General features: G+C 68.8%; 20 protein-coding genes. 8 read left to right on the forward strand and 12 right to left on the reverse strand.

Going from position 1 to position 18,328, the window contains the following annotated elements; all coding sequences use genetic code 11:
* Window positions 1-10: 10 nt before the first annotated feature.
* From IFT87_RS07455 to coxB, 9 genes are all read right to left on the reverse strand, one after another.
* Entirely contained in the window at window positions 11-643 is a 633-nt protein-coding gene (locus IFT87_RS07455) for an SURF1 family cytochrome oxidase biogenesis protein (RefSeq protein WP_037531828.1), read from the reverse strand.
* Window positions 640-1,023: a DUF983 domain-containing protein gene (locus IFT87_RS07460; RefSeq protein WP_031441783.1), complete on the reverse strand. Its 384-nt coding sequence runs from the start codon at window positions 1,021-1,023 to the stop codon at window positions 640-642. The genes IFT87_RS07455 and IFT87_RS07460 overlap by 4 nt, the downstream gene beginning before the upstream one ends.
* 241 nt (window positions 1,024-1,264) lie before the next feature.
* Window positions 1,265-2,191, reverse strand: a complete 927-nt coding sequence (locus IFT87_RS07465) for a cytochrome c oxidase subunit 3 (protein ID WP_031441784.1) — start codon at window positions 2,189-2,191, stop codon at window positions 1,265-1,267.
* Between the two features lie 29 nt (window positions 2,192-2,220).
* Window positions 2,221-2,760, reverse strand: a complete 540-nt coding sequence (locus IFT87_RS07470) for a cytochrome c oxidase assembly protein (protein ID WP_031395434.1) — start codon at window positions 2,758-2,760, stop codon at window positions 2,221-2,223.
* Window positions 2,760-2,903 carry a hypothetical protein gene (locus IFT87_RS07475; protein ID WP_166746380.1) on the reverse strand — a complete coding sequence of 48 codons (144 nt, stop codon included), beginning with the start codon at window positions 2,901-2,903 and terminating at the stop codon, window positions 2,760-2,762. The genes IFT87_RS07470 and IFT87_RS07475 overlap by 1 nt, the downstream gene beginning before the upstream one ends.
* Entirely contained in the window at window positions 2,900-3,799 is a 900-nt protein-coding gene (locus IFT87_RS07480) for a heme o synthase (RefSeq protein WP_037530876.1), read from the reverse strand. The genes IFT87_RS07475 and IFT87_RS07480 overlap by 4 nt, the downstream gene beginning before the upstream one ends.
* 92 nt (window positions 3,800-3,891) lie before the next feature.
* Window positions 3,892-4,533 (reverse strand): L,D-transpeptidase family protein, encoded by a 642-nt coding sequence (locus tag IFT87_RS07485; RefSeq protein WP_192007982.1) that lies wholly within the window; start codon window positions 4,531-4,533, stop codon window positions 3,892-3,894.
* Window positions 4,534-4,802: 269 nt separating this feature from the next.
* On the reverse strand, window positions 4,803-6,467 hold the full coding sequence (gene ctaD / locus IFT87_RS07490; RefSeq protein WP_192007984.1) for a cytochrome c oxidase subunit I: 1,665 nt from the start codon (window positions 6,465-6,467) through the stop codon (window positions 4,803-4,805).
* 1 nt (window position 6,468) lies between these two features.
* A complete protein-coding gene (gene coxB / locus IFT87_RS07495; protein ID WP_426290273.1) occupies window positions 6,469-7,656 on the reverse strand; it encodes a cytochrome c oxidase subunit II in 1,188 nt (395 codons plus the stop codon).
* Between the two features lie 281 nt (window positions 7,657-7,937).
* On the opposite strand from coxB, the gene pyrE reads away from it, so the two are divergent.
* From pyrE to IFT87_RS07520, 5 genes are all read left to right on the forward strand, one after another.
* Window positions 7,938-8,522, forward strand: coding sequence for an orotate phosphoribosyltransferase (gene pyrE, locus IFT87_RS07500; protein ID WP_037530688.1), 585 nt, complete (start codon window positions 7,938-7,940; stop codon window positions 8,520-8,522).
* Entirely contained in the window at window positions 8,519-9,259 is a 741-nt protein-coding gene (locus IFT87_RS07505; protein ID WP_031439335.1) for a pyridoxine 5'-phosphate synthase, read from the forward strand. The genes pyrE and IFT87_RS07505 overlap by 4 nt, the downstream gene beginning before the upstream one ends.
* 135 nt (window positions 9,260-9,394) lie before the next feature.
* The gene (gene acpS / locus IFT87_RS07510) at window positions 9,395-9,817 is read left to right on the forward strand and encodes a holo-ACP synthase (RefSeq protein ID WP_031439336.1); all 423 of its coding nucleotides are present in this window, start codon (window positions 9,395-9,397) and stop codon (window positions 9,815-9,817) included.
* The gene (lepB, locus tag IFT87_RS07515) at window positions 9,814-10,809 is read left to right on the forward strand and encodes a signal peptidase I (RefSeq protein ID WP_031439337.1); all 996 of its coding nucleotides are present in this window, start codon (window positions 9,814-9,816) and stop codon (window positions 10,807-10,809) included. Before acpS ends, lepB begins: the two co-directional genes overlap by 4 nt.
* A 1-nt stretch (window position 10,810) precedes the next feature.
* On the forward strand, window positions 10,811-11,878 hold the full coding sequence (locus IFT87_RS07520) for an AI-2E family transporter (protein WP_037530691.1): 1,068 nt from the start codon (window positions 10,811-10,813) through the stop codon (window positions 11,876-11,878).
* Here the strand turns inward: IFT87_RS07520 and IFT87_RS07525 are convergent.
* The gene (locus IFT87_RS07525) at window positions 11,823-12,914 is read right to left on the reverse strand and encodes a glycosyltransferase (protein ID WP_192007987.1); all 1,092 of its coding nucleotides are present in this window, start codon (window positions 12,912-12,914) and stop codon (window positions 11,823-11,825) included. The two genes, IFT87_RS07520 and IFT87_RS07525, sit on opposite strands and share 56 nt — an antisense overlap.
* A gap of 178 nt (window positions 12,915-13,092) precedes the next feature.
* Here IFT87_RS07525 and IFT87_RS07530 point away from each other — a divergent pair, with 178 nt between their 5' ends.
* The 3 genes from IFT87_RS07530 to IFT87_RS07540 are packed head-to-tail and all read left to right on the forward strand — an operon-like array spanning window position 13,093 to window position 15,839.
* Window positions 13,093-14,076 (forward strand): hypothetical protein, encoded by a 984-nt coding sequence (locus IFT87_RS07530; protein WP_244650217.1) that lies wholly within the window; start codon window positions 13,093-13,095, stop codon window positions 14,074-14,076.
* A gap of 20 nt (window positions 14,077-14,096) precedes the next feature.
* On the forward strand, window positions 14,097-14,624 hold the full coding sequence (locus IFT87_RS07535) for a DUF2141 domain-containing protein (protein ID WP_037531179.1): 528 nt from the start codon (window positions 14,097-14,099) through the stop codon (window positions 14,622-14,624).
* A gap of 18 nt (window positions 14,625-14,642) precedes the next feature.
* Window positions 14,643-15,839: a glycosyltransferase gene (locus tag IFT87_RS07540; RefSeq protein ID WP_192007988.1), complete on the forward strand. Its 1,197-nt coding sequence runs from the start codon at window positions 14,643-14,645 to the stop codon at window positions 15,837-15,839.
* On the opposite strand, the gene IFT87_RS07545 is transcribed toward IFT87_RS07540, so the two are convergent.
* The gene (locus IFT87_RS07545; protein WP_192007989.1) at window positions 15,721-17,220 is read right to left on the reverse strand and encodes a glycosyltransferase family 39 protein; all 1,500 of its coding nucleotides are present in this window, start codon (window positions 17,218-17,220) and stop codon (window positions 15,721-15,723) included. The genes IFT87_RS07540 and IFT87_RS07545 overlap by 119 nt on opposite strands.
* 347 nt (window positions 17,221-17,567) lie before the next feature.
* Window positions 17,568-18,308: a bifunctional 2-polyprenyl-6-hydroxyphenol methylase/3-demethylubiquinol 3-O-methyltransferase UbiG gene (ubiG, locus tag IFT87_RS07550; protein ID WP_084215257.1), complete on the reverse strand. Its 741-nt coding sequence runs from the start codon at window positions 18,306-18,308 to the stop codon at window positions 17,568-17,570.
* Between the last annotated feature and the right edge of the window lie 20 nt (window positions 18,309-18,328).

The raw sequence follows: 18,328 nt of genomic DNA on the forward strand, positions 1-18,328 counted from the left end.
GCCAAGCCGGTTAGCGGGACGCAGCTTTCGACACAACCTTGCCGCGCCTGCCCAGTGCCAGGACATAAATGATCGCGGCGATGGCGGCGAAGAAGAACCACTGGCCGGCATAGGCGAGATGGTTGTTCGGGACCGCGTCGAGGTCGGGCTTGCCGTTGGGGGCGAGGCCGGCGGGCGGCGTGTCGGCGACGAGCATCAGCCGCGCCGGGGTCGGGTCGAACAGCGAACCGATCAGCGAGCGGCCGTCGGGGGCGTGGGTGATATAGCCCGAGACCGCGCCGCCGGGCCATTGGGGCTTGAGCTTCGGATCGCGCGTCGTGCCGAGCTGGACGATCATACCGGGGCCCTCGGCGCCGGTGCGGCAGTCGGCGATGACGCGAAAGCCCGCCTTGCCCGCGCCGGCAAGGCGGATCGCGGTCGGCTCGAGGCAGACGCCCGTCGCGCGGCGGAACAGCAGGGTCTCGTCGGGGAGGCTCGGGAACGCCATCGGCGGACGCGCGGGGTTGGCGGCGAGCTGCGAGAGGAACGCCTCCTTTTTCGGGAGGCGGTCGAGCAGCTGCCACAGGCCGAGCGCGATCATCGCCGCGACCGCGAGCGCGACGAGGAGGGTCGGGAGGACGGGGAAACGCCGGGTGGTCGTCACGGCTGGCTGCGACCCTCGCGCGCGGCGTTCCGATACTCGGCGGACATGAGCGCACCCTTGGCGGCGCGGAGCGACAGGATGACGCCCGCGGCGGTGAACGGGATCCAGACCAGCATGTGCACCCAGAGCGGCGGGTGCAGCGTCAGCTCGAGCGTGATCGCGAGCGCGACGACGATCGCGCCGAGGATCAGCGTCAGGAACGCGGCGGGGCCGTCGCCGACGTTGAACTTGCTGAAATCGAGGCCGCAATTGGAGCAGCGGTCGGCGAATTCGGCCCATCTGGCGAAGAGGGTGGGCTTGCCGCAGCGCGGGCACAGGCCCTTGAGCGCGACCTGGGCGATCGGGGGGGCTGAGGCGAGGGGGTAGGGGTCGGGGGTCATGCGCGGTCGCCTTGCCCGGTGTGTCTCGCCGCGAGGGTTGGGAGCCAGGCTGGGCTCCCGCCTTCGCGGGAGAACAGGGTGAGAAGGGCGCGCGGTTCGCCAGATGCCACCTCCCCGGCGGAGGCCGGGGCCCAGTTGGGGGGCGTTGCTGACTGAGGGCAGCGCTTCGTTACCGCGGCCTTGCCAACTGGGCCCCGGCCTTCGCCGGGGTGGTAGGCAGGGAGGGGGTGGGCGTGAACGCTCAACCGCCGTGGACGGGGGCGCCCCAGCCGCCCCAGACATAGACGGTGACGAACAGGAACAGCCAGACGACGTCGACGAAATGCCAGTACCAGGCCGCGGCCTCGAAGCCGAAATGCTGGCGCGGGGTGAAGTCGCCCTTATAGGCGCGGACGAGGCAGACGATCAGGAAGATCGTGCCGATGAGGACGTGGAAGCCGTGGAACCCGGTCGCCATGAAGAACGCCGCGCCATAGTTGATCCCCTTGAACGGGAACGGGGCGTGCATGTACTCATAGGCCTGGATCGCGCTGAACAGCGCGCCGAGGATGACGGTCAGCCACAGGCCCTTGAGCACGCCGTCGCGGTTGCCGACGCCGATCATGCCCCACAGCCCGGTCTTCTCGCCACCGCGCTGGTTGTGGATCAGCGCATGATGCGCCCAGGTGACGGTGGTGCCGGACGTCAGCAGGATCAGCGTGTTGAGCAGCGGCAGCTCGAACGGGTTGATGACGGTGAGGCCCTTGGGCGGCCACTGCGCGGCGACCGCGGCCGCGCCTTCGGCGGCGCGTTCGACCTGGCCGTCGACGATGCTCATCGCCGTCGGGAAAAGCGAGAAGTCGAAGAAGGCCCAGAACCAGCCGACGAAGAACATGACTTCGGAGGCGATGAACAGGATCATGCCGTAGCGGAAATGGAGCTGGACGACGGGGGTGTGATCGCCCGCGCGTGCCTCGGCGATGACCTGTGCCCACCAGCTGTAGAAAGTGAAGAGCAGCCCGGCGAGACCGATGAAAAAGATCCAGCCGCCGCCATTGGGCTTGTCGACATGGCCGCCATGCATCCACATGACGCCGCCGACCGCCATCACGAGCGCGGACATCGACCCGACCAGCGGCCAGACGCTGGGCGGCAGGATGTGATAATCGTGGTTCTTGGCGCCGGCCATGTTACTCCCCTATGTTCTTTACGACTGTCCTAGCTTGCGTTTTTCGCGGAATCCACCGGGTAAAACGTGTAGCTGAGCGTGATCGTCTGGATATCCGCCGCGTCGGGATCCTTCAGGATCTTCGGATCGACGAAGAAGATCACCGGCATCCGCGCGGTCTCGCCGGGCTTGAGCGTCTGCTCGGTGAAGCAGAAGCACTGGATCTTGGTGAAATATTTGCCGGCCTGCGCGGGCGTTACGTTGAATGTCGCGGTGCCGGTGATCGGCCGGTCCGAGGTGTTGGTCGCGGTGAAGAACGCCATGTCGCGCGCGCCGACCGCGATCGTGTCCGACGGGTTTTCGGGCGCAAACTTCCACGGCAGCTTCGGGTTTACATTGGCGTCGAAATCGACGCGGATCTGGCGATCGGTCCCGCCCGGGGCGACGAGCCCGCGCTGCGTCGTGCCGTTGAGGCCGGTGACCTGGCAGAACAGGCGGTAGAGCGGCACGCTGGCAAAGGCGAGCCCGGTCATGAAGCAGATGCCGAGCACCGCGAGCAGGGCGGTTCGCGTGGTGCGCTCGATCCGCATCAGTGCGGCATCCCCGCCTGGATCTTGGCGATCGAGATGGCGAAGACGAGGATGACGAACGCGCCGAGCAGCAGCGCCATCACCTTGGCCCGGCCCATCTGGCGGCGGCGGATCAGGTCTTCGCGGGTCTTGTCGTCGTTCATGCCAGCCACCTATCGACGACGAGCGCGCCGAACATCGCAAAGAGATACAGGATCGAATATTTGAACAATCGCCGCTCGGGCTTCATCGCGTCGTCGGTGCCGGTCGTGCGCGTCGCGACGACGACCACGAGCCATGCGAAGATGCCGGTCAGGACGGTTGCGACGATGCCGTAGAAATTGCCGACCAGGCCGAGCGGCCAGGGGAGCACCGCGGCGAGCGCCATCGGAATGGTGTAGAGGCCGATCTGAGTCCGGGTGACGCGCTCGCCCGCGACGACCGGGAGCATCGGCACGCCCGCATTGGCGTAATCGGTCTTCACGAACAGCGCGAGCGCCCAGAAATGCGGCGGCGTCCACAGGAAGACGAGCCCGAACAGCAAGAGCGGGAGCAGCGCGACGTCACCGGTCGCTGCCGCCCAGCCGATCAGCGGCGGGAAGGCGCCCGCTGCACCGCCGATGACGATGTTCTGCGGCGTGCGGCGCTTGAGCCAGACGGTGTAGACGAGGACGTAGAACAGGATCGAGACGGTCAGGATCGCGGCCGCGGCGAGGTTGACCGCGAGCCCCATCAGCAGGACCGAGAAGCTCGCGAGCCCGACGCCGAAATGCAGCGCGGCCTGACGGTCCATCCGGCCGGCGGGAAGCGGGCGCTTCTGCGTGCGGCGCATCACCGCGTCGATATCGGATTCATACCATTGGTTGAGCGCCCCCGCCGCACCCGCGCCGAGCGCGATGCACAGGATCGCAGTGAAGCCGATCACCGGATGGATGCCGACGGGCGCGGCGAGCATGCCGCACAGCCCGGTGAACACGACGAGCGTCATCACCCGGGGTTTGGTCAGCGCCAGAAAGTCGCGCCATTCGGCGGGGGGAAGCAGGGGCGTCGCAGTGGTCATGGTTGCGCAGGCCTATACGCGACCCGGCGGTTCGGGGAAAGCCATGGTTCTGCTGGGCTTCTGCTGGGAAAATCGAAATCCGGGTATGCCGATCAGGCGGCGGTGATCGGCTGGCCGAGGTCGAGTCGCTCGCCATCGGTGACGATCACCCGGTCGCCGAGCTTCACCGCGTCGAAGATCCGCTTCGCGAACGCCCTGGGCACGCCGATACAGCCATGCGTGGCATAGCCGTCGCCGACATCGCTGCCATGGATCGAGATGCCGTCATTGGTCAGCCGCAGCATGTACGGCATCGGCGCATTGTAGATGTTGGAGACGTGGTTGGCATCCTTCTGCGTGATCGGGAAGACGCCCAGGGGAGTCGGCTTGTCGTCCGCGCCGTAGATGATGACCGCGGTGCCGATCTCATAGCCGGCGCGGAAGACCGAGACGGTCTGCGCGGCGAGGTCGACGGTGACGATGACGGGGCCCTGGGGGGCGCCGGTTTCGTCCCAGTAATGGTCGCCCTGACGCATGGGGCCGGGGATCTGGAGGATGCGCTTGACGGTGTAGGCGGCGGGATCCGGGGCGGCCGGTTTGGGGGCAGGTGCCGCGGGGCGGGCCTTTGGCGCGGTGCGGGGTGGGGCGGGGTCCTGGATCGCCGTCACGGGGCGGGCGCCGGTCAGCGCGATCGCGGTGCCGCCGGCGAGGGTCAGGCCGAGAATCGAGACGGCGAGGTGCTGGAGCGTCGGCATGGGCCGTGTTTGGGGACCCGCGCGGGGTTTGGCTAGCGGCGGATTTTGGGGCGTGCCGGGGTGGGACGATTTTCGGGCGCGCGCTGTCCGGCTGGGCTCTGGGTCCTGACGTTCGTCAGGATGACGGTTTGGGGGGGCGGATATGAAAAACGCCCCGGGTTGCCCCGAGGCGCTTTTCTGGCTGGCCCCGACACGGGAGCAAGTCCCGTGTCGTCGGACGCGGCGTTGCCGCGCCGGCCGGGCGGGGGCCTGATGGCCCTGATCCGCCCTTAGTCGATCTTCGGCAGGGTCTCGAACTGGTGATAGGGCGGGGGCGAGGAGATCGTCCATTCGAGCGTCGTGGCGCCGTCGCCCCAGGGATTGTCCGCCGCCTTCTTGCCCGCGATCAGCGACCAGATCAGGTTGACGAAGAAGATCGCCATGCCCGCGGCCATGATCATGTAGCCGACCGTCGCGACATAGTTCCAGTGCGCGTAGGCGTCGGGATAGTCCGGGTAACGGCGCGGCATGCCCTGGAGGCCGAGGAAGTGCATCGGGAAGAACATGACGTTCACGCCGATGAAGAACACCCAGAAGTGGAGCTGGCCGAGGAACTCGTTGTACATCTTGCCCGACATTTTCGGGAACCAGTAGTAGAAGCCCGCGAACAGCGAGAACACCGCGCCGAGGCTGAGCACGTAGTGGAAATGCGCCACCACGTAATAGGTGTCCTGCATGTAGTCGTCGATGCCGCCGTTGGCGAGCACGACGCCGGTCACGCCGCCGACGGTGAACATGAAGATGAAGCCGATCGACCAGACCATCGGCGTCTTGAAGCTCATCGAGCCGCCCCACATCGTCGCGATCCACGAGAAGATCTTGATGCCGGTGGGGACCGCGATGACCATCGTCGCGGCCGTGAAGTACATCTTGGTGTTCACCGACAGGCCGGTGGTGAACATGTGGTGCGCCCAGACGACGAAGCCGACCACGCCGATCGCGACCATGGCATAGGCCATGCCGAGATAGCCGAAGACGGGCTTGCGGCTGAACGTCGAGATGATCTGGCTGACGATGCCGAAGCCCGGCAGGATCATGATGTAGACTTCGGGATGGCCGAAGAACCAGAACAGATGCTGGTAGAGGACGGGATCACCGCCGCCGGCCGGATCGAAGAAGGTCGTGCCGAAGTTGCGATCGGTCAGCAGCATCGTGATCGCGGCCGCGAGGACCGGGAGCGCGAGCAGCAGCAGGAACGCGGTGACGAGCATCGACCACACGAACAGCGGCATCTTGTGCAACGTCATGCCCGGCGCACGCATGTTGAAGATGGTGGTGATGAAGTTAATCGCGCCGAGGATCGACGAGGCGCCCGCGAGATGGAGCGCAAGGATCGCCATGTCGGTCGACGGCCCGGGCTCGCCATAGGTCGAGAGCGGGGCGTAGAGCGTCCAGCCGTTACCTGCGCCACCGAAGAAGGGCGAGGCGAGCAGCAGCGTGAAGGCGGGGATCAGCAGCCAGAACGACACGTTGTTCATGCGCGGGAACGCCATGTCGGGCGCGCCGATCATGATCGGCACGAACCAGTTGCCGAACCCGCCGACCATCGCCGGCATGACCATGAAGAACACCATGATCAGACCGTGCGCGGTGATCAGCACGTTCCAGAGGTGAAGCGATTCGTCTAGGCTGGCGCTGCCGCCATGGAGCATGCCGGCCCAGCCTTGCAGATACTGGATGCCGGGCTCGGCGAGCTCGGCGCGCATGAGGCCCGAGACCGAGCCGCCGATGATCCCCGCGACGATCGCGAAGATCAGGTAGAGCGTGCCGATGTCCTTGTGGTTGGTCGACATGAACCAACGCGCGAAGAAACCGGGCTTGTGATCGGCATCGTGATGATGCGCATGCGCATCATGGGCCACGAATGCCGACGGGTTGAGAGCGGTGTCGGTCATCTTACAGTCCCGCGTTGCCGGCGCCGGCCGGGTTGGAGGTGGCGCCCTGCGTCGTCGCAGGCGCTGCGGTGGTCACGTTTTCGACCGGGCCGGTGGCGTTGGCGGTTTCCGCCGCCTCCTCGACCTTGGCCGCGGAGCCGTCGGCGCCGGGCTGCGGAATGACCTTGTCGGAGGCCTGGCCCGGGGTCGGCATCGAGCCGCCCTTGGCCCGGACCCACGCCGCGAACTGCGCGGGCGAGACGGCCTGGACCGCGATCGGCATGAACGCGTGACGCGCACCGCAGAGCTCGGAGCACTGGCCGAAATAGAGGCCGGGCTTGTCGATCGTGAAGCTCGTCTCGTTCAGGCGGCCGGGGATCGCGTCGAGCTTGATCCAGAAGGCGGGGACCGCCCAGCTGTGGATCACGTCGTTCGCGGTCGTGATGAGGCGGATCGGCACGCCGACCGGCAGGACGATGCGGTTGTCGGTCGCGAGCAGGCGCGGGCCGTCGGCATCGGTGCGCGCGCGTTCGCCCGCGCCGACGTCCTTGGCCTCCTTCAGCATGTTCGCGGTGACTTCGAAGCCGCCGTTATCGGGATACTGGTAGGTCCAGTACCACTGGTTGCCGATCGCCTTGATCGTCACCGCGCCCGCGGGCGCCGGCTTGAACTGGGCGGAGAGCAGGCCGATCGACGGGACCGCGATCAGCACGAGGATGATCACCGGGGCGAGCGTCCAGATGATCTCGATTACGGTGTTGTGGCTGGTCTTCGACGGCACCGGGTTGGCGGCGCGGCGATAGCGGAAGACCACCCAGAAGAGCAAAGCGAGCACCAGCAGCGAGACCGCGGTGATCGTCGGCATCAGGATCGCATTGTGCATCCAGTGCGCGAAGACGCCGTTCTTGGTGACCTGTGGCTGGAGGCCGACGGTGCCGGGGGTGGGCTGGCCCACGCCGGGGGTCGGGGCCATCGCATAACCGCCATCCTCGGCGAGCGCCGGGCTGGAGGGATTCGCGGTCGCCGGGGCGGCAGCGCTGGTGGGTGCGGTGTTCGACACGCCGGCCGGGCCGGCCGCGGCCTGTGGTGCAGCGCCCACGGCGCCGGTGTCAGGCGCGGTCGCGGCGGCCTGCGAAGCCGGTGCAGCCTGCCCGGCGACGCCGCCAAGACTCGCCAGTGCGAGCCCCGCTGCGATCGCCAATCCTCTCATCCCCAGTATGCGCATCGTTTTTCTTGACCCCGGTTTGGTGCGAACCCGTATCACGGACGCGCGGATGTCTGCTTATCATTTTGACATTCGGCTATAGGCGGCGGCGGGGCGAGCCTCAACCCCGGTGCGGGCTTTGTTGAATTTGTTGCACGGGCCGGCAAATTTTTCGGGGCGTATGGCGGCCGGGGCGGTGGCGGTGGCGGGGGCGGTGGCGGTTGTCATTGCGTGGACTTTGCCGCGATCGTACAGCGCGACAGATTTCATTGGAGCGATGACCCGCGATGACCGAAGACGACGTGCTCGCCGAATTCCGCGCTGCCGAGGCGCTGCTCGAGGGGCATTTCATCCTGTCCTCGGGCCTGCGCAGCTCGCGCTATCTGCAATGCGCGCGCGTGCTGATGGACCCCAGGCGTGGCGCGCGGCTGGCGGAGGCGCTGGTCGCGCGGATCCCGGAGGACCTGCGCGGATCGATCAGCGCGGTGGTGTCGCCGGCGATGGGCGGGGTGATCTGCGGTCATGAGATGGCGCGCGCGCTGGGCGTCGAGGCGATGTTCCTCGAGCGGCCCGACGGCGTGTTCGAGCTGCGCCGCGGCTTCCGGCTGGCGCCGGGGCAGCGCGTGCTGATGATGGAGGACGTGGTGACCACCGGGCTGTCGTCGAAGGAAGCGATCGCGGCGATCGGGCGCGCAGGCGGCGAGACGGTCGCGGCGGCGGCGCTGGTCGACCGGTCGAACGGCGCGGCGGATCTGGGCGTGCCGTTCTTCCCGCTGATCCGGCTCGACGTGCCGACCTATGCCGCGGATGCGCTGCCCCCGGAACTCGCGGCGATCCCGGCGATCAAGCCCGGCAGCAGGGCGGCGGCATGAGCCCCCCCGGCACCGCGCATCTGCGCCTCGGCGTCAACATCGATCACGTCGCGACGGTGCGGAATGCGCGCGGGGCGGGCTATCCCGATCCGGTCCGCGCGGCGCTGGTCGCGGCGGCGGCGGGGGCGGACGGGATCACCGCGCATCTGCGTGAGGATCGCCGGCACATCACCGACGACGACATCGCGCGGCTGTCGACCGAGCTTGCGATCCCGCTCAACCTGGAGATGGCGGCAACCGACGAGATGCTCGGCATCGCGCTGCGCCACCGGCCGCATGCGGCGTGCATCGTGCCCGAAAAGCGCGAGGAGCTGACCACCGAGGGCGGGCTCGACGTCGCGGGGCATTATGACCGGATGGAACGGCTGGTCGACGCGCTGGCCGGGGCGGGGATCCGCGTGTCGCTGTTCATCGAGCCCGACGCGCGGCAGATCGAGGCGGCGGTGCGGCTGAAGGTGCCGGTCGTCGAGCTGCACACGGGGCGTTATGTCGAGCTGTCGGGCGATGCGCGCAGCGTCGAGCTACGGCGGCTCGAGGATGCGGCGGCGCTGGCGGCGAAGAACGGCATCGAGGTGCATGCCGGGCACGGCCTCACCTATGACAATGTCGCGCCGATCGCGGCGATCCGGCAGGTGCGCGAGCTGAACATCGGGCATTTCCTGGTGGGCGAGGCGTTGTTCGTCGGGCTTGGCGAGGCGGTGCGGCGGATGCGCGAGGCTATGGATGCGGCGCGGTAGCGTGCAGATGGGGTTCACGCGAAGGCGCGAAGGCGCGAAGAGTCTGAAGACCGCCCCGGGCTCGCGTCTCCCGCTCGCTTCGCGCCTTCGCGCCTTCGCGAGAACATATCTTGTCTTCCGACTCCAGGCGTCGCGATGATCATCGGGTTGGGGTCGGACCTGTGCAATATCGAGCGGATCAAGGCGTCGGTCGAGCGGTTCGGCGAGCGGTTCGAGCAGCGGGTGTTTACCGAGGTGGAGCTGGCCAAGGCGGCGCGGCGGCCGTTCACCAAGGCGGGGACGCTCGCCAAGCGGTTCGCGGCGAAAGAGGCGTTTTCGAAGGCGGTCGGCACCGGGTTTCGCGCAGGCGTGTTCATGAAGGACATCGGCGTCGTCAACGCCGCGAGCGGTGCGCCGACGCTGGCCCTGACCGGCGGGGCCAAGGCGAGGCTTGACGCGTTGACCCCCGAAGGCCACGCCGCACGCGTGCACCTGACCATGACGGACGATCATCCCTGGGCGCAGGCCTTTGTGATAATCGAAGCTATACCCCTGTTATCCGCGGATAAAGATCGATGAAGGAAGCGGCGTTGGACGGCAAAGAGTCGCTCGAGAATCCGGCAGCATCGCGGGTCGGCGCCACACCCGTCCCGCCCCCGGGCAACGACGGTTCCCCTCCCACCACGAAGACGGCACCCGCGCGCCGCGGGACCGACTGGTGGGGCGAGGTGAAGGGCATATTCTGGCTGGTGCTGGTGGTGCTCGGCTTCCACAGCTTCATCGCCAAGCCCTTCTACATCCCGAGCGAATCGATGCTGCCGGGCCTGCGGATCGGCGACCGGCTGGTCGTCACCAAATTCGCCTATGGCTGGTCGTTCGTGTCGCCGACGATCCCGAACCCGGTCGCGATCTTCAAGAGCGTCGTGCTTCGCCAGCAGGAAGACAGCTGGAGCGTGCAGATCCCCTTCATCAAGGGGCGGCTGTTCGGATCGCTGCCGACGCGCGGCGACGTGGTGATCGTGACGCCGCCGGGGACGCAGAACGACTATATCAAGCGCGTGATCGGCCTGCCGGGCGACCGGCTGGAAGTGCGCGGCGGGACGGTGATCCTGAACGGCGTGCCGGTGAAGCGCGGTCCCGTCCACGACACGCTGATCCCGGTCGACACCAACAGCCCGTGCAGCGAGGACGAATATCCCGGCGCGCGCGAGACGCGGGCCGACGGCGCGATGATCTGTCGCCTGCCGACGATCACCGAGACGCTGCCCAATGGCCGGCGGTTCGACACGATCGAGATGGGCTGGAGCCCGGGCGACGATTACGGGCCGATCACGATCCCGGCGGCTCATGTCTTCCTGATGGGCGACAATCGCGACCGGTCCGCGGACAGCCGTTTCGCGCTGACGCAGCTCGGCCTTGGCGGGCCGGTGCCGTACGAGAATCTGGGCGGGCGCGCGGAGTTCATCACCTTCAGCCTCGACGGCGATGCGACCTACAACCCGCTGACCTGGTGGGGATCGCTCCGGTCGGATCGCGCGGGCACGTCGCTCCACCCTGCAACGGCGAACTGAGATGGCCGACGATAGCGGCGCGACCAAGCGCGTCGACGAGGCCAGCCCGGTCGAGATGCGCGACCCGGCGCTGCGCACCGAAGTGCGGCGCGCGACGATCTGGCTGGGGCTCGCCTGCCTGATCGCACTGGCGATCGTGCTGGTGCAGCCGTTGCTGTTGATCTTCGCCGCGGTGGTGTTCGCGTCGCTGCTCGACGGCGGCGTCCGGTTGCTCGGGCGGGTGCTGCCGATCAGCCGCGGATGGCGACTGCTGATCGTCGTGGTGCTGGTGCTGGTGTTCATGATCGGCACGTTCGTGCTGACCGGCGTGCAGGTGACCGAACAGGTGACGCAGCTGCGCTCGACGCTCGAGCTGCAGGCGAACCGGTTCACGGGCTATCTGGCGTCGCAGGGGCTGATGCCGGGCGTGTCGGACGTGAGCGGGATCGCCAAGCAGGCGCTGGGGTCGGTCGGGCGCGTGACATCGTGGGTCGGCACCGCGATCGGCGCGCTGACCAGCCTGTTCATGATCCTCGTGCTCGGGCTGTTCATCGCGATGGACCCGGGCACCTATGCGCGCGGCGTGCAGTGGATGGTGCCGACCGATCTGCGCGACGAATTCGCCCGGACGATGGTGACGATGGGCGAGACGATGCGGCGGCTGCTCGCGGGGCGCCTGCTCGGCATGGCGGTCGAGGGCGTCGCGACGGGGATCGCGCTGGCGGTGGGCGGCGTGCCGATGGCGATGCTGCTCGGGATCATCGCGGGCATCCTTGCCTTCATCCCCAATATCGGCGCGATCGTCACCGGCGTGCTGATGGTCGCGGTCGGCTTCAGCGCGGGCGTCGACACCGGCTATTGGGCGATCGGCACCTATTTCGTGGTGCAGACGATCGACGGCTATGTGATCGTGCCGATGGTCGCCAAGCGCACCGTCGACCTGCCGCCCGCGCTGACGCTGGGCGCGCAGATCCTGGCGAGCGCGCTGTTCGGGATCCTTGGCCTCGCGCTTGCCGATCCGATGACCGCGATGCTCAAGACCGCGCTCGAGCGCCGGTCGGACCGCGAGGACGAGAAGGCCGCGGACTGACGAGCGTGTCGAACAGCGCGAGATAGCGCTGTGCCGAGTCGCTGCCGGGTTGCGGGACGGGTGCGGGCCGCGGCGTACCGGAGGTGAGCCAGGCGTCGAGTGCGGCGACGAGTGCGGGGCCGTCGTCGCGCACGACGATCGTGCCGCGTGCGGGCGTGTCGACGATCTCGGCAATCGCATGGCTCGAATCGGTCGCGACGACGGGGGTGCCGACCGACAGTGCCTCGCGCAGGACGCCCGGCACGCCTTCGAAATCCGACGTCAGCGCGACGACCTGTGCGCGGGCCATTGCCGGGAGCGGATCGGCGACATGGCCGGGCAGGTGCACGCGGGCGGCGAGGCCGAGTGCGGTCGCCTGCGCCGTGAGCGCACCGCGACATGCGCCCTCGCCGAGGATGACGAGCGTGATGTCGCGATCGGCGAGTGCTGCGACCGCGGCGAGCAGCCGGTCCCAGCGCTTCTGCGGTTCGAGCCGGCCGACGCCGAGGATGAACCGCGACGGCAGCACGGGGAGCGTCGCGCCCGGCGCCGCAAGTGCTGGCGGGTTGGGGATGACGCTGACCCGGCCCGGCATGCGCGTCGCGGCGGCGGCCTGCAGCGCGGTGGCCGGAGTCATCGCAACGAGATGATCGAGGAACCGGCCGTGCCGCGCGAGCCAGACGCGGTGCGCGGCGTGGAGGAGGCGGCCATGGTCGCCGCGGTCGGGCGCGTTCGACATCTTGGCGACGATCGGCGGACAGGCGCTGCCGAGCCGGAGCCGGATCCAGGCGGCGATGCCGGTATAATGATTGCCGGGGCAGAAGACGATGTCGGGGGCCAAGCGGCGGACAAGGCCGGCCAATGTGCGCGCGGAGCCAGCGACGATTGTAAGCCCATCGGGCAGCTCGGCGGCGAGCGGGCCGGTCGGGTCGCCGATCACCAGCGTGACGCGCCGCCCCGCGGCGAGCCAGCCGCGCGCGAGCCGCAACTGCGCGCGCTCGACGCCGCCGCCGGACAGGTTTTCCGCATAGGTGAGGATGTGGTGCGCGCCGGGCATCGCGCACAGATGGCGCGGCCGGGGCGCGATGGCGAGAGGGTAAGCGGCGGCGAACCGCGCGGGTTCGGGGACGGATGACTCGATCTTCACGTGCAAGCCGGCGGCGGGGCGGCTATTGGCGCGGCGTGATGGCATGCCCGGAAAGGCCGGGTGCGCGGTACAGGACGAGGATCGTTCGATGCGTACGCGTATGACGGGCTCCGCGCTGACGGCCGGGAACCCGCCGGGTCGTTCCGCGGCCGGGGTGGTGCAGGCGGGCGTGGCGCAGGCGGGGGCCGATATCGTCGGGCTCGAACCGCTGAAGACCTTTCGCAGCCGGTGGCCGGCGATCATCGGCGCGGTGCTGACGCTGGCGATGATCGCGGGGCTCGCGCGCGAGCTGTTCGCGCATGGGCTGGCCGGACTGTCGCGGTCGGTGCCGTCCGACCCGCGATTCTATCTGTGTTTCGCGCTGCTCTACATGTCGCCGCCGACGGGGGATTACGTGATCTTCCGCCGGTTATGGGGGATCCCGGTCGCGGGGCTGGTCGCGCTGATCAAGAAGCGGATCGCGAACGAAGTGGTGTTCGGCTATTCGGGCGACGCCTATTTCTATGCCTGGGCGCGGGCGCGCGCACGGATGGTGGCGTCGCCGTTCGGCGCGGTGAAGGACGTGACGATCCTGTCGGCGATTGCGGGCAACGCGATCACGCTGGCGATGGTGGCGATCGCGCTGCCGCTGAGCCGCGACCTGTTGCCGCCCGACCTGTTCAAGACCGTGCTGGGGTCGGCGGCGATCACCTTTGCGATTTCGCTGCCGTTCCTGATCTTCTCGCGGCGCGTCTTCTCGCTGCCACGCGCGACCTTGTGGTGGGTGTTCATGATCCACTGCATCCGGCTGATGTGCGGATCGCTGCTGATCGCGCTCGCCTGGCATTTCGCGCTGCCCGGCGTGTCGATCGCGATGTGGCTGTTCCTCGCGGCGGGGCGGCTGCTGGTGTCGCGGCTGCCGCTGGTGCCGAACAAGGACCTGCTGTTCGCCAATTTCGCGATCCTGTTGATCGGCCAGGATCAGGCGCTGTCCGAGCTCGTCGCGTTCACCGCGGCGCTTACGCTGCTCGTCCATGTCATTCTGATTGTCATATTCAGCGGGCATGCGATCGCGATGAGGACGCGTGCGTGAACCGATTGCTTGGGGCGGGGATGATGCTGGCGGGGCTGATCGCGGGCGCCGCCCCGGCATGGGCCGGCGGTCGGGTGGCAGTCCAGGAGCCGATGCTCGGCAGCGACGCGCAGGCGTGCGAGCGTGACGAAGGGCCGGCGATCGCAGCGACAATCGTCGGACTGAAGGATCGCAAGGGCAATCTGAAGCTCGAGCTCTATCCGCCCGACGAGGCCGATTTCCTGCGCGGCGACCGCGACCTGATCGCGGCGGGCAAGACGTTTCGCCGCATCAGCGTGCCGGCCCCCGCGACCGGCCCGACCGCCTTGTGCATCCGCGTGCCGCATCCGGGCCGCTACGCGCTGCTGTTCACGCACGACCGTGACGGCCGGGCCAAGTTCAGTGTCTGGTCGGACGGCGCGGGGTTCGTGAAGGGCGACCGGCTCGGCCGATCGCGACCCAAGGTCGACCAGGCGATCATCGAGGTCGGGCCCGGACTCACGCATGTCACGATCCGCGCGCAATATCTGCGCGGGCTGGGCGGGTTTGGCCCATTGGACGGCAAGTGAGGGGGCGGGCGGGCTGAGATGCGGATCGTCGACGTCAACGAATTTTACTCGCCGACCGGCGGTGGGGTGCGCACCTATATCGACCGGAAGATGGGGATCCTCGCCGATCTGGGGCACGAGCTGATCGTCGTCGCGCCGGGCCGCGAGGACCGCGTCGAGGAGCGGCCGGGTGGCGGGCGCGTGATCTATCTCAAATCGCCGGGAATGCCGTTCGATCGCAACTACGGCCTGTTCTGGGACCGTGCGGCGATCCACCGGGTGCTCGACGACCTCGATCCGGATGTGGTCGAATGCTGTTCGCCGTGGCGGCCCGCTTGGTTCGTCGGCGACTGGATGGGGCCCGACGGGCAGCAGCGCGCGCTGAAATCCTTCTTCATGCACAACGACAATATCGCCGCCTATGCGCAGCGCTGGTTCGCGGGGTTCGCCAGCCACGACCGGATCGAGCGCGCGTTCGGCTGGTACAGCCGGTACATGAACCGGTTCCTGACGCGGTTCGATACGGTCGTCACCAACGGACCCGCACTGGAGAAACGGTTGCGCGCGCGTGGGGTCCGGATCGATGCGGCGATGCCGCTGGGGATCGAGCGCGGCCATTTCTCGCCGCGGCTGCGCGACGAGGCGCTGCGGGCGCGGCTGTTGCAGCAATGCGGGTTGCCGGCGGACGCGATGCTGCTGATCGGGCTTGGCCGGCATCACGGCGAGAAGCGCTGGCCGCTGGTCGTCGACGCGGTCGCGCGCGCGGGCACCGACCTACCGATCGGGCTGATCCTGTTCGGCACGGGCAGCCAGAGCAAGGCGATCGCGCGGCGGATCGGCGGATCGCCGCATATCCGGATGTTCGCGCCGGTCTATGACCGCGAGCGGCTGGCCGCGATCATGGCGAGCTGCGACGCGCTGATCCACGGGTCGGAGGCCGAGCCGTTCGGGCTGGTCGCGTCGGAGGCGATGGCGTCGGGGCTGCCGCTGATCGTGCCCGATACGGGCGGGTGCGCCGAGATTGCGGACCGGCATGCCAGCGAGCTCTATACCGCGCGCGATGCGACCGCGGCGGCGGCGGCGATCGCGCGGCTGTTCGCGCGCGACCGCGGGATGCTCAGGCGCGCGGCGGTCGTGGCGTCGGCGCAGGTCCGCTCGGATCATGCGCATGCGGTGGAACTGGTGGACTATTATGCCGGGCTGATCGCGGCGCGACGGGGGCGGCTGGCGGCGTGACCGACAGCCGGAAGCGGGTGCCGGGGACGGCGACCGCTCCGGATGCCGCCTTCTCGAGCGCGGCGTCGAGCCGGCGATCACCCGCGGTCGCGGCGGATTCGCCACCGGTGAGGATGACGGTGCCGGGGGCGAGGCGCAGGCGATCGCGCGCGACGAGGTGGAGCCGGACCTCTGCCGCAGCGTCGAGCAGGGCGCGGCTGCGGAAGTAGAAGGGGCCGGCGGCGAAGCGGGCATCGGGCAGGCGGCCGGTGGCGGGCAGGATCTGCGGCGACAGCGTGACGATCGGGCCGGCGATCCCTCGCGCATCGAGCGTTCGCCTGAGCGTGGCGGCTTCGCGCATGGCGGTGACGAGCGAAAGGCGGCCGGGCTCGACGAGCGCTGAGAGCGTGGGCGCGAGGCCGAGCAGCGCGAAGACGGCCATGATCCGGGTGGTCGCGCGGGTCGGCGGCTGCGCGGTCCAGGCGGCGGCGAGCGCGACGAACAGCGGGGGCAGCATCGGCAGCAGATATTGCCGCCAGGTCGGCACCGGGAGCAGCGCGGCGACCAGCCCGGCGAGGACGAGCAGGTCGGGCAGGGTGACGCGACGACGTCGGATCGCGGCGCGCGCGACGAGGACGAGGGCGGGCAGCGCGGCGCCGAGCGCAAGGAACTTCAGCGTATCGAGCGCCTTGGCGGCAAGCGACAGCTTCCAGGGCCGTGCCGCGTAATATTCTGCGGGCGCCTGGGCGGGAAAATGCAGCGTGCCGAACAGGAAGCCTTCGGGCGACACCGCGAACGTCCAGCCGACGAACGCGACGATCGGGACCGCGCCGAGCGCGACCAGCCAGACGCGGTGGCGGGGATGGACCAGCGCGTAGAGGCCGTAGGCGGCGGCGGGGAGGGCATAGGAGATCTTCGCGGCGACCGCGGCGGCGAGCAGAAGGCCGATTGTCAGCGCGCCGGCGCGGGTCCGGTCTTCGCGGACGATCAGCCAGAGCGCAGCGGCGAGGCAGGCGGCAGGAAGCGCGTCGTTGCGCGCGGTGCCGATGCTGAAGAGCAGGATGTCTGTGGTCGCGAACAATGCGGCGCAGAGGCGTGCGGTGGTGGGGCCGGCACCAGTGCGGCGCGCGGCGGCGTGGACGAACGCGACGCTCGCGAGGCCGAGCAGCGCGTTGGTGAGGCGGAGCGCGGGCCAGGTCCAGGCGCCGGTTAGAACGGCGATGGGTGCGAGGACGAAGGGCTGGAGCGGGGTCTGGAGATAGGCGAAGTCGCGATAGGGGAGCAGGCCGTGCGCGGTGAGGACGGCCGCAGCGACATACTGGCTTTCGTCATGGTCGACGGGGCGGAGGAGGGCGAGCGCGATGTAGAGCGCGGCTAAACCCCCTAGAAGAAGGATGTTCACCCGCGAAGGCGGGTGTCCAGTCTGGGCACCCGCCTTCGCGGGTGAACAGGGGTGGGGGGTGCCCTTGGTCATGTGACACCACCCCGCCAGTATTCGGTTCCACCCCGGCGGAGGCCGGGGCCCAGTTGGGGGACGGTCATGGCTGAGGGTCGCGTTCCGTTACTCAGGCTTTCCCAACTGGGCCCCGGCCTTCGCCGGGGTGGTAGCACCTGCTGAGATGGTAGCACCCGCTGGGGTGGTAGTGCCTGCCGCGGTGGTAGCGTGCACCGGGGTGGGAGCGCCACCCAAGGTGGTCGTGCCGACTGGGTTGGTCGTGCCCGCCGGGCTGGTGCCGGGCGGGGCAAGGGTCAGGCTTTTACCGCGGTCAGGAAATAGTCGAGGCTGGTCGAATCGCTGAGCGTGAAGCCTGTCGCCGGCGAGAAGCCGAGGCCTTGCGTGTGGACGACGTGGAGACCGGCGTCGCGCAGCAGCGCGGTCAGTTCTTCGGGGGTGAGGAACTTGTTCCAGTCGTGCGTGCCGCGCGGGATGCGGCCGGTGCCTTCCGCGATCGTGATCATCGCGAGCCGCGACAAGGGCGTGCGGTTGGGGGTCGACAGGATCAGCAGGCCATTGTCGGCCAGCACGCGCGCGAGGCCGCGGACAAAGCCGGCAGGGTCGCTGACATGCTCGATCACCTCGAGGCTGGTGACGAGGTCGAACTGGCCGTCGAGCCCCTCGACGCCGCCCGCGCGATAGTCGATCGCGAGCCCGCTCTGCGCCGCATGTATTTCTGCCGCGGCGATATTTTCGGGCGCGGCGTCGATCCCGGTCACGCTGGCGCCGAGCCGCGCGAGCGGTTCGCAGAGCAGCCCCGCGCCGCAGCCGACGTCGAGCGCGGTCCGGCCGGCGAGCGGGGTGAAGCCGGTGCCGTCGCCGTGCCAGTGCGTGTCGACCCGGTCGCGAATGTAGCGCAGGCGGGGCGGATTGAGCTGGTGGAGCGGCGCGGACGAGCCCTTGGGGTTCCACCAGTCGGCCGCCATCGTGCCGAAATGCGCGGCCTCCCGGGGATCGATTGTTGCGCTTTCGTTGCGGTCACTTGCCAGTATCATGCGCGCTACCTATCAGGGCC

The sequence above is a fragment of the Sphingomonas sp. CFBP 8765 genome (assembly GCF_014841445.1).
Lineage (GTDB): Bacteria > Pseudomonadota > Alphaproteobacteria > Sphingomonadales > Sphingomonadaceae > Sphingomonas > Sphingomonas aerolata.

Excerpts from the sequence above, each read along its gene's own strand:
- IFT87_RS07460 (WP_031441783.1), bottom strand. The coding sequence starts at position 1,023 with ATGACCCCCGACCCCTACCCCCTCGCCTCAGCCCCCCCGATCGCCCAG.
- IFT87_RS07465 (WP_031441784.1), bottom strand. The coding sequence starts at position 2,191 with ATGGCCGGCGCCAAGAACCACGATTATCACATCCTGCCGCCCAGCGTC.
- IFT87_RS07470 (WP_031395434.1), bottom strand. The coding sequence starts at position 2,760 with ATGCGGATCGAGCGCACCACGCGAACCGCCCTGCTCGCGGTGCTCGGC.
- IFT87_RS07475 (WP_166746380.1), bottom strand. The coding sequence starts at position 2,903 with ATGAACGACGACAAGACCCGCGAAGACCTGATCCGCCGCCGCCAGATG.
- IFT87_RS07480 (WP_037530876.1), bottom strand. The coding sequence starts at position 3,799 with ATGACCACTGCGACGCCCCTGCTTCCCCCCGCCGAATGGCGCGACTTT.
- IFT87_RS07485 (WP_192007982.1), bottom strand. The coding sequence starts at position 4,533 with ATGCCGACGCTCCAGCACCTCGCCGTCTCGATTCTCGGCCTGACCCTC.
- ctaD (WP_192007984.1), bottom strand. The coding sequence starts at position 6,467 with ATGACCGACACCGCTCTCAACCCGTCGGCATTCGTGGCCCATGATGCG.
- coxB (WP_426290273.1), bottom strand. The coding sequence starts at position 7,656 with ATGAGAGGATTGGCGATCGCAGCGGGGCTCGCACTGGCGAGTCTTGGC.
- pyrE (WP_037530688.1), top strand. The coding sequence starts at position 7,938 with ATGACCGAAGACGACGTGCTCGCCGAATTCCGCGCTGCCGAGGCGCTG.
- IFT87_RS07505 (WP_031439335.1), top strand. The coding sequence starts at position 8,519 with ATGAGCCCCCCCGGCACCGCGCATCTGCGCCTCGGCGTCAACATCGAT.
- acpS (WP_031439336.1), top strand. The coding sequence starts at position 9,395 with ATGATCATCGGGTTGGGGTCGGACCTGTGCAATATCGAGCGGATCAAG.
- lepB (WP_031439337.1), top strand. The coding sequence starts at position 9,814 with ATGAAGGAAGCGGCGTTGGACGGCAAAGAGTCGCTCGAGAATCCGGCA.
- IFT87_RS07520 (WP_037530691.1), top strand. The coding sequence starts at position 10,811 with ATGGCCGACGATAGCGGCGCGACCAAGCGCGTCGACGAGGCCAGCCCG.
- IFT87_RS07525 (WP_192007987.1), bottom strand. The coding sequence starts at position 12,914 with ATGCCCGGCGCGCACCACATCCTCACCTATGCGGAAAACCTGTCCGGC.
- IFT87_RS07530 (WP_244650217.1), top strand. The coding sequence starts at position 13,093 with ATGCGTACGCGTATGACGGGCTCCGCGCTGACGGCCGGGAACCCGCCG.
- IFT87_RS07535 (WP_037531179.1), top strand. The coding sequence starts at position 14,097 with ATGATGCTGGCGGGGCTGATCGCGGGCGCCGCCCCGGCATGGGCCGGC.
- IFT87_RS07540 (WP_192007988.1), top strand. The coding sequence starts at position 14,643 with ATGCGGATCGTCGACGTCAACGAATTTTACTCGCCGACCGGCGGTGGG.
- ubiG (WP_084215257.1), bottom strand. The coding sequence starts at position 18,308 with ATGATACTGGCAAGTGACCGCAACGAAAGCGCAACAATCGATCCCCGG.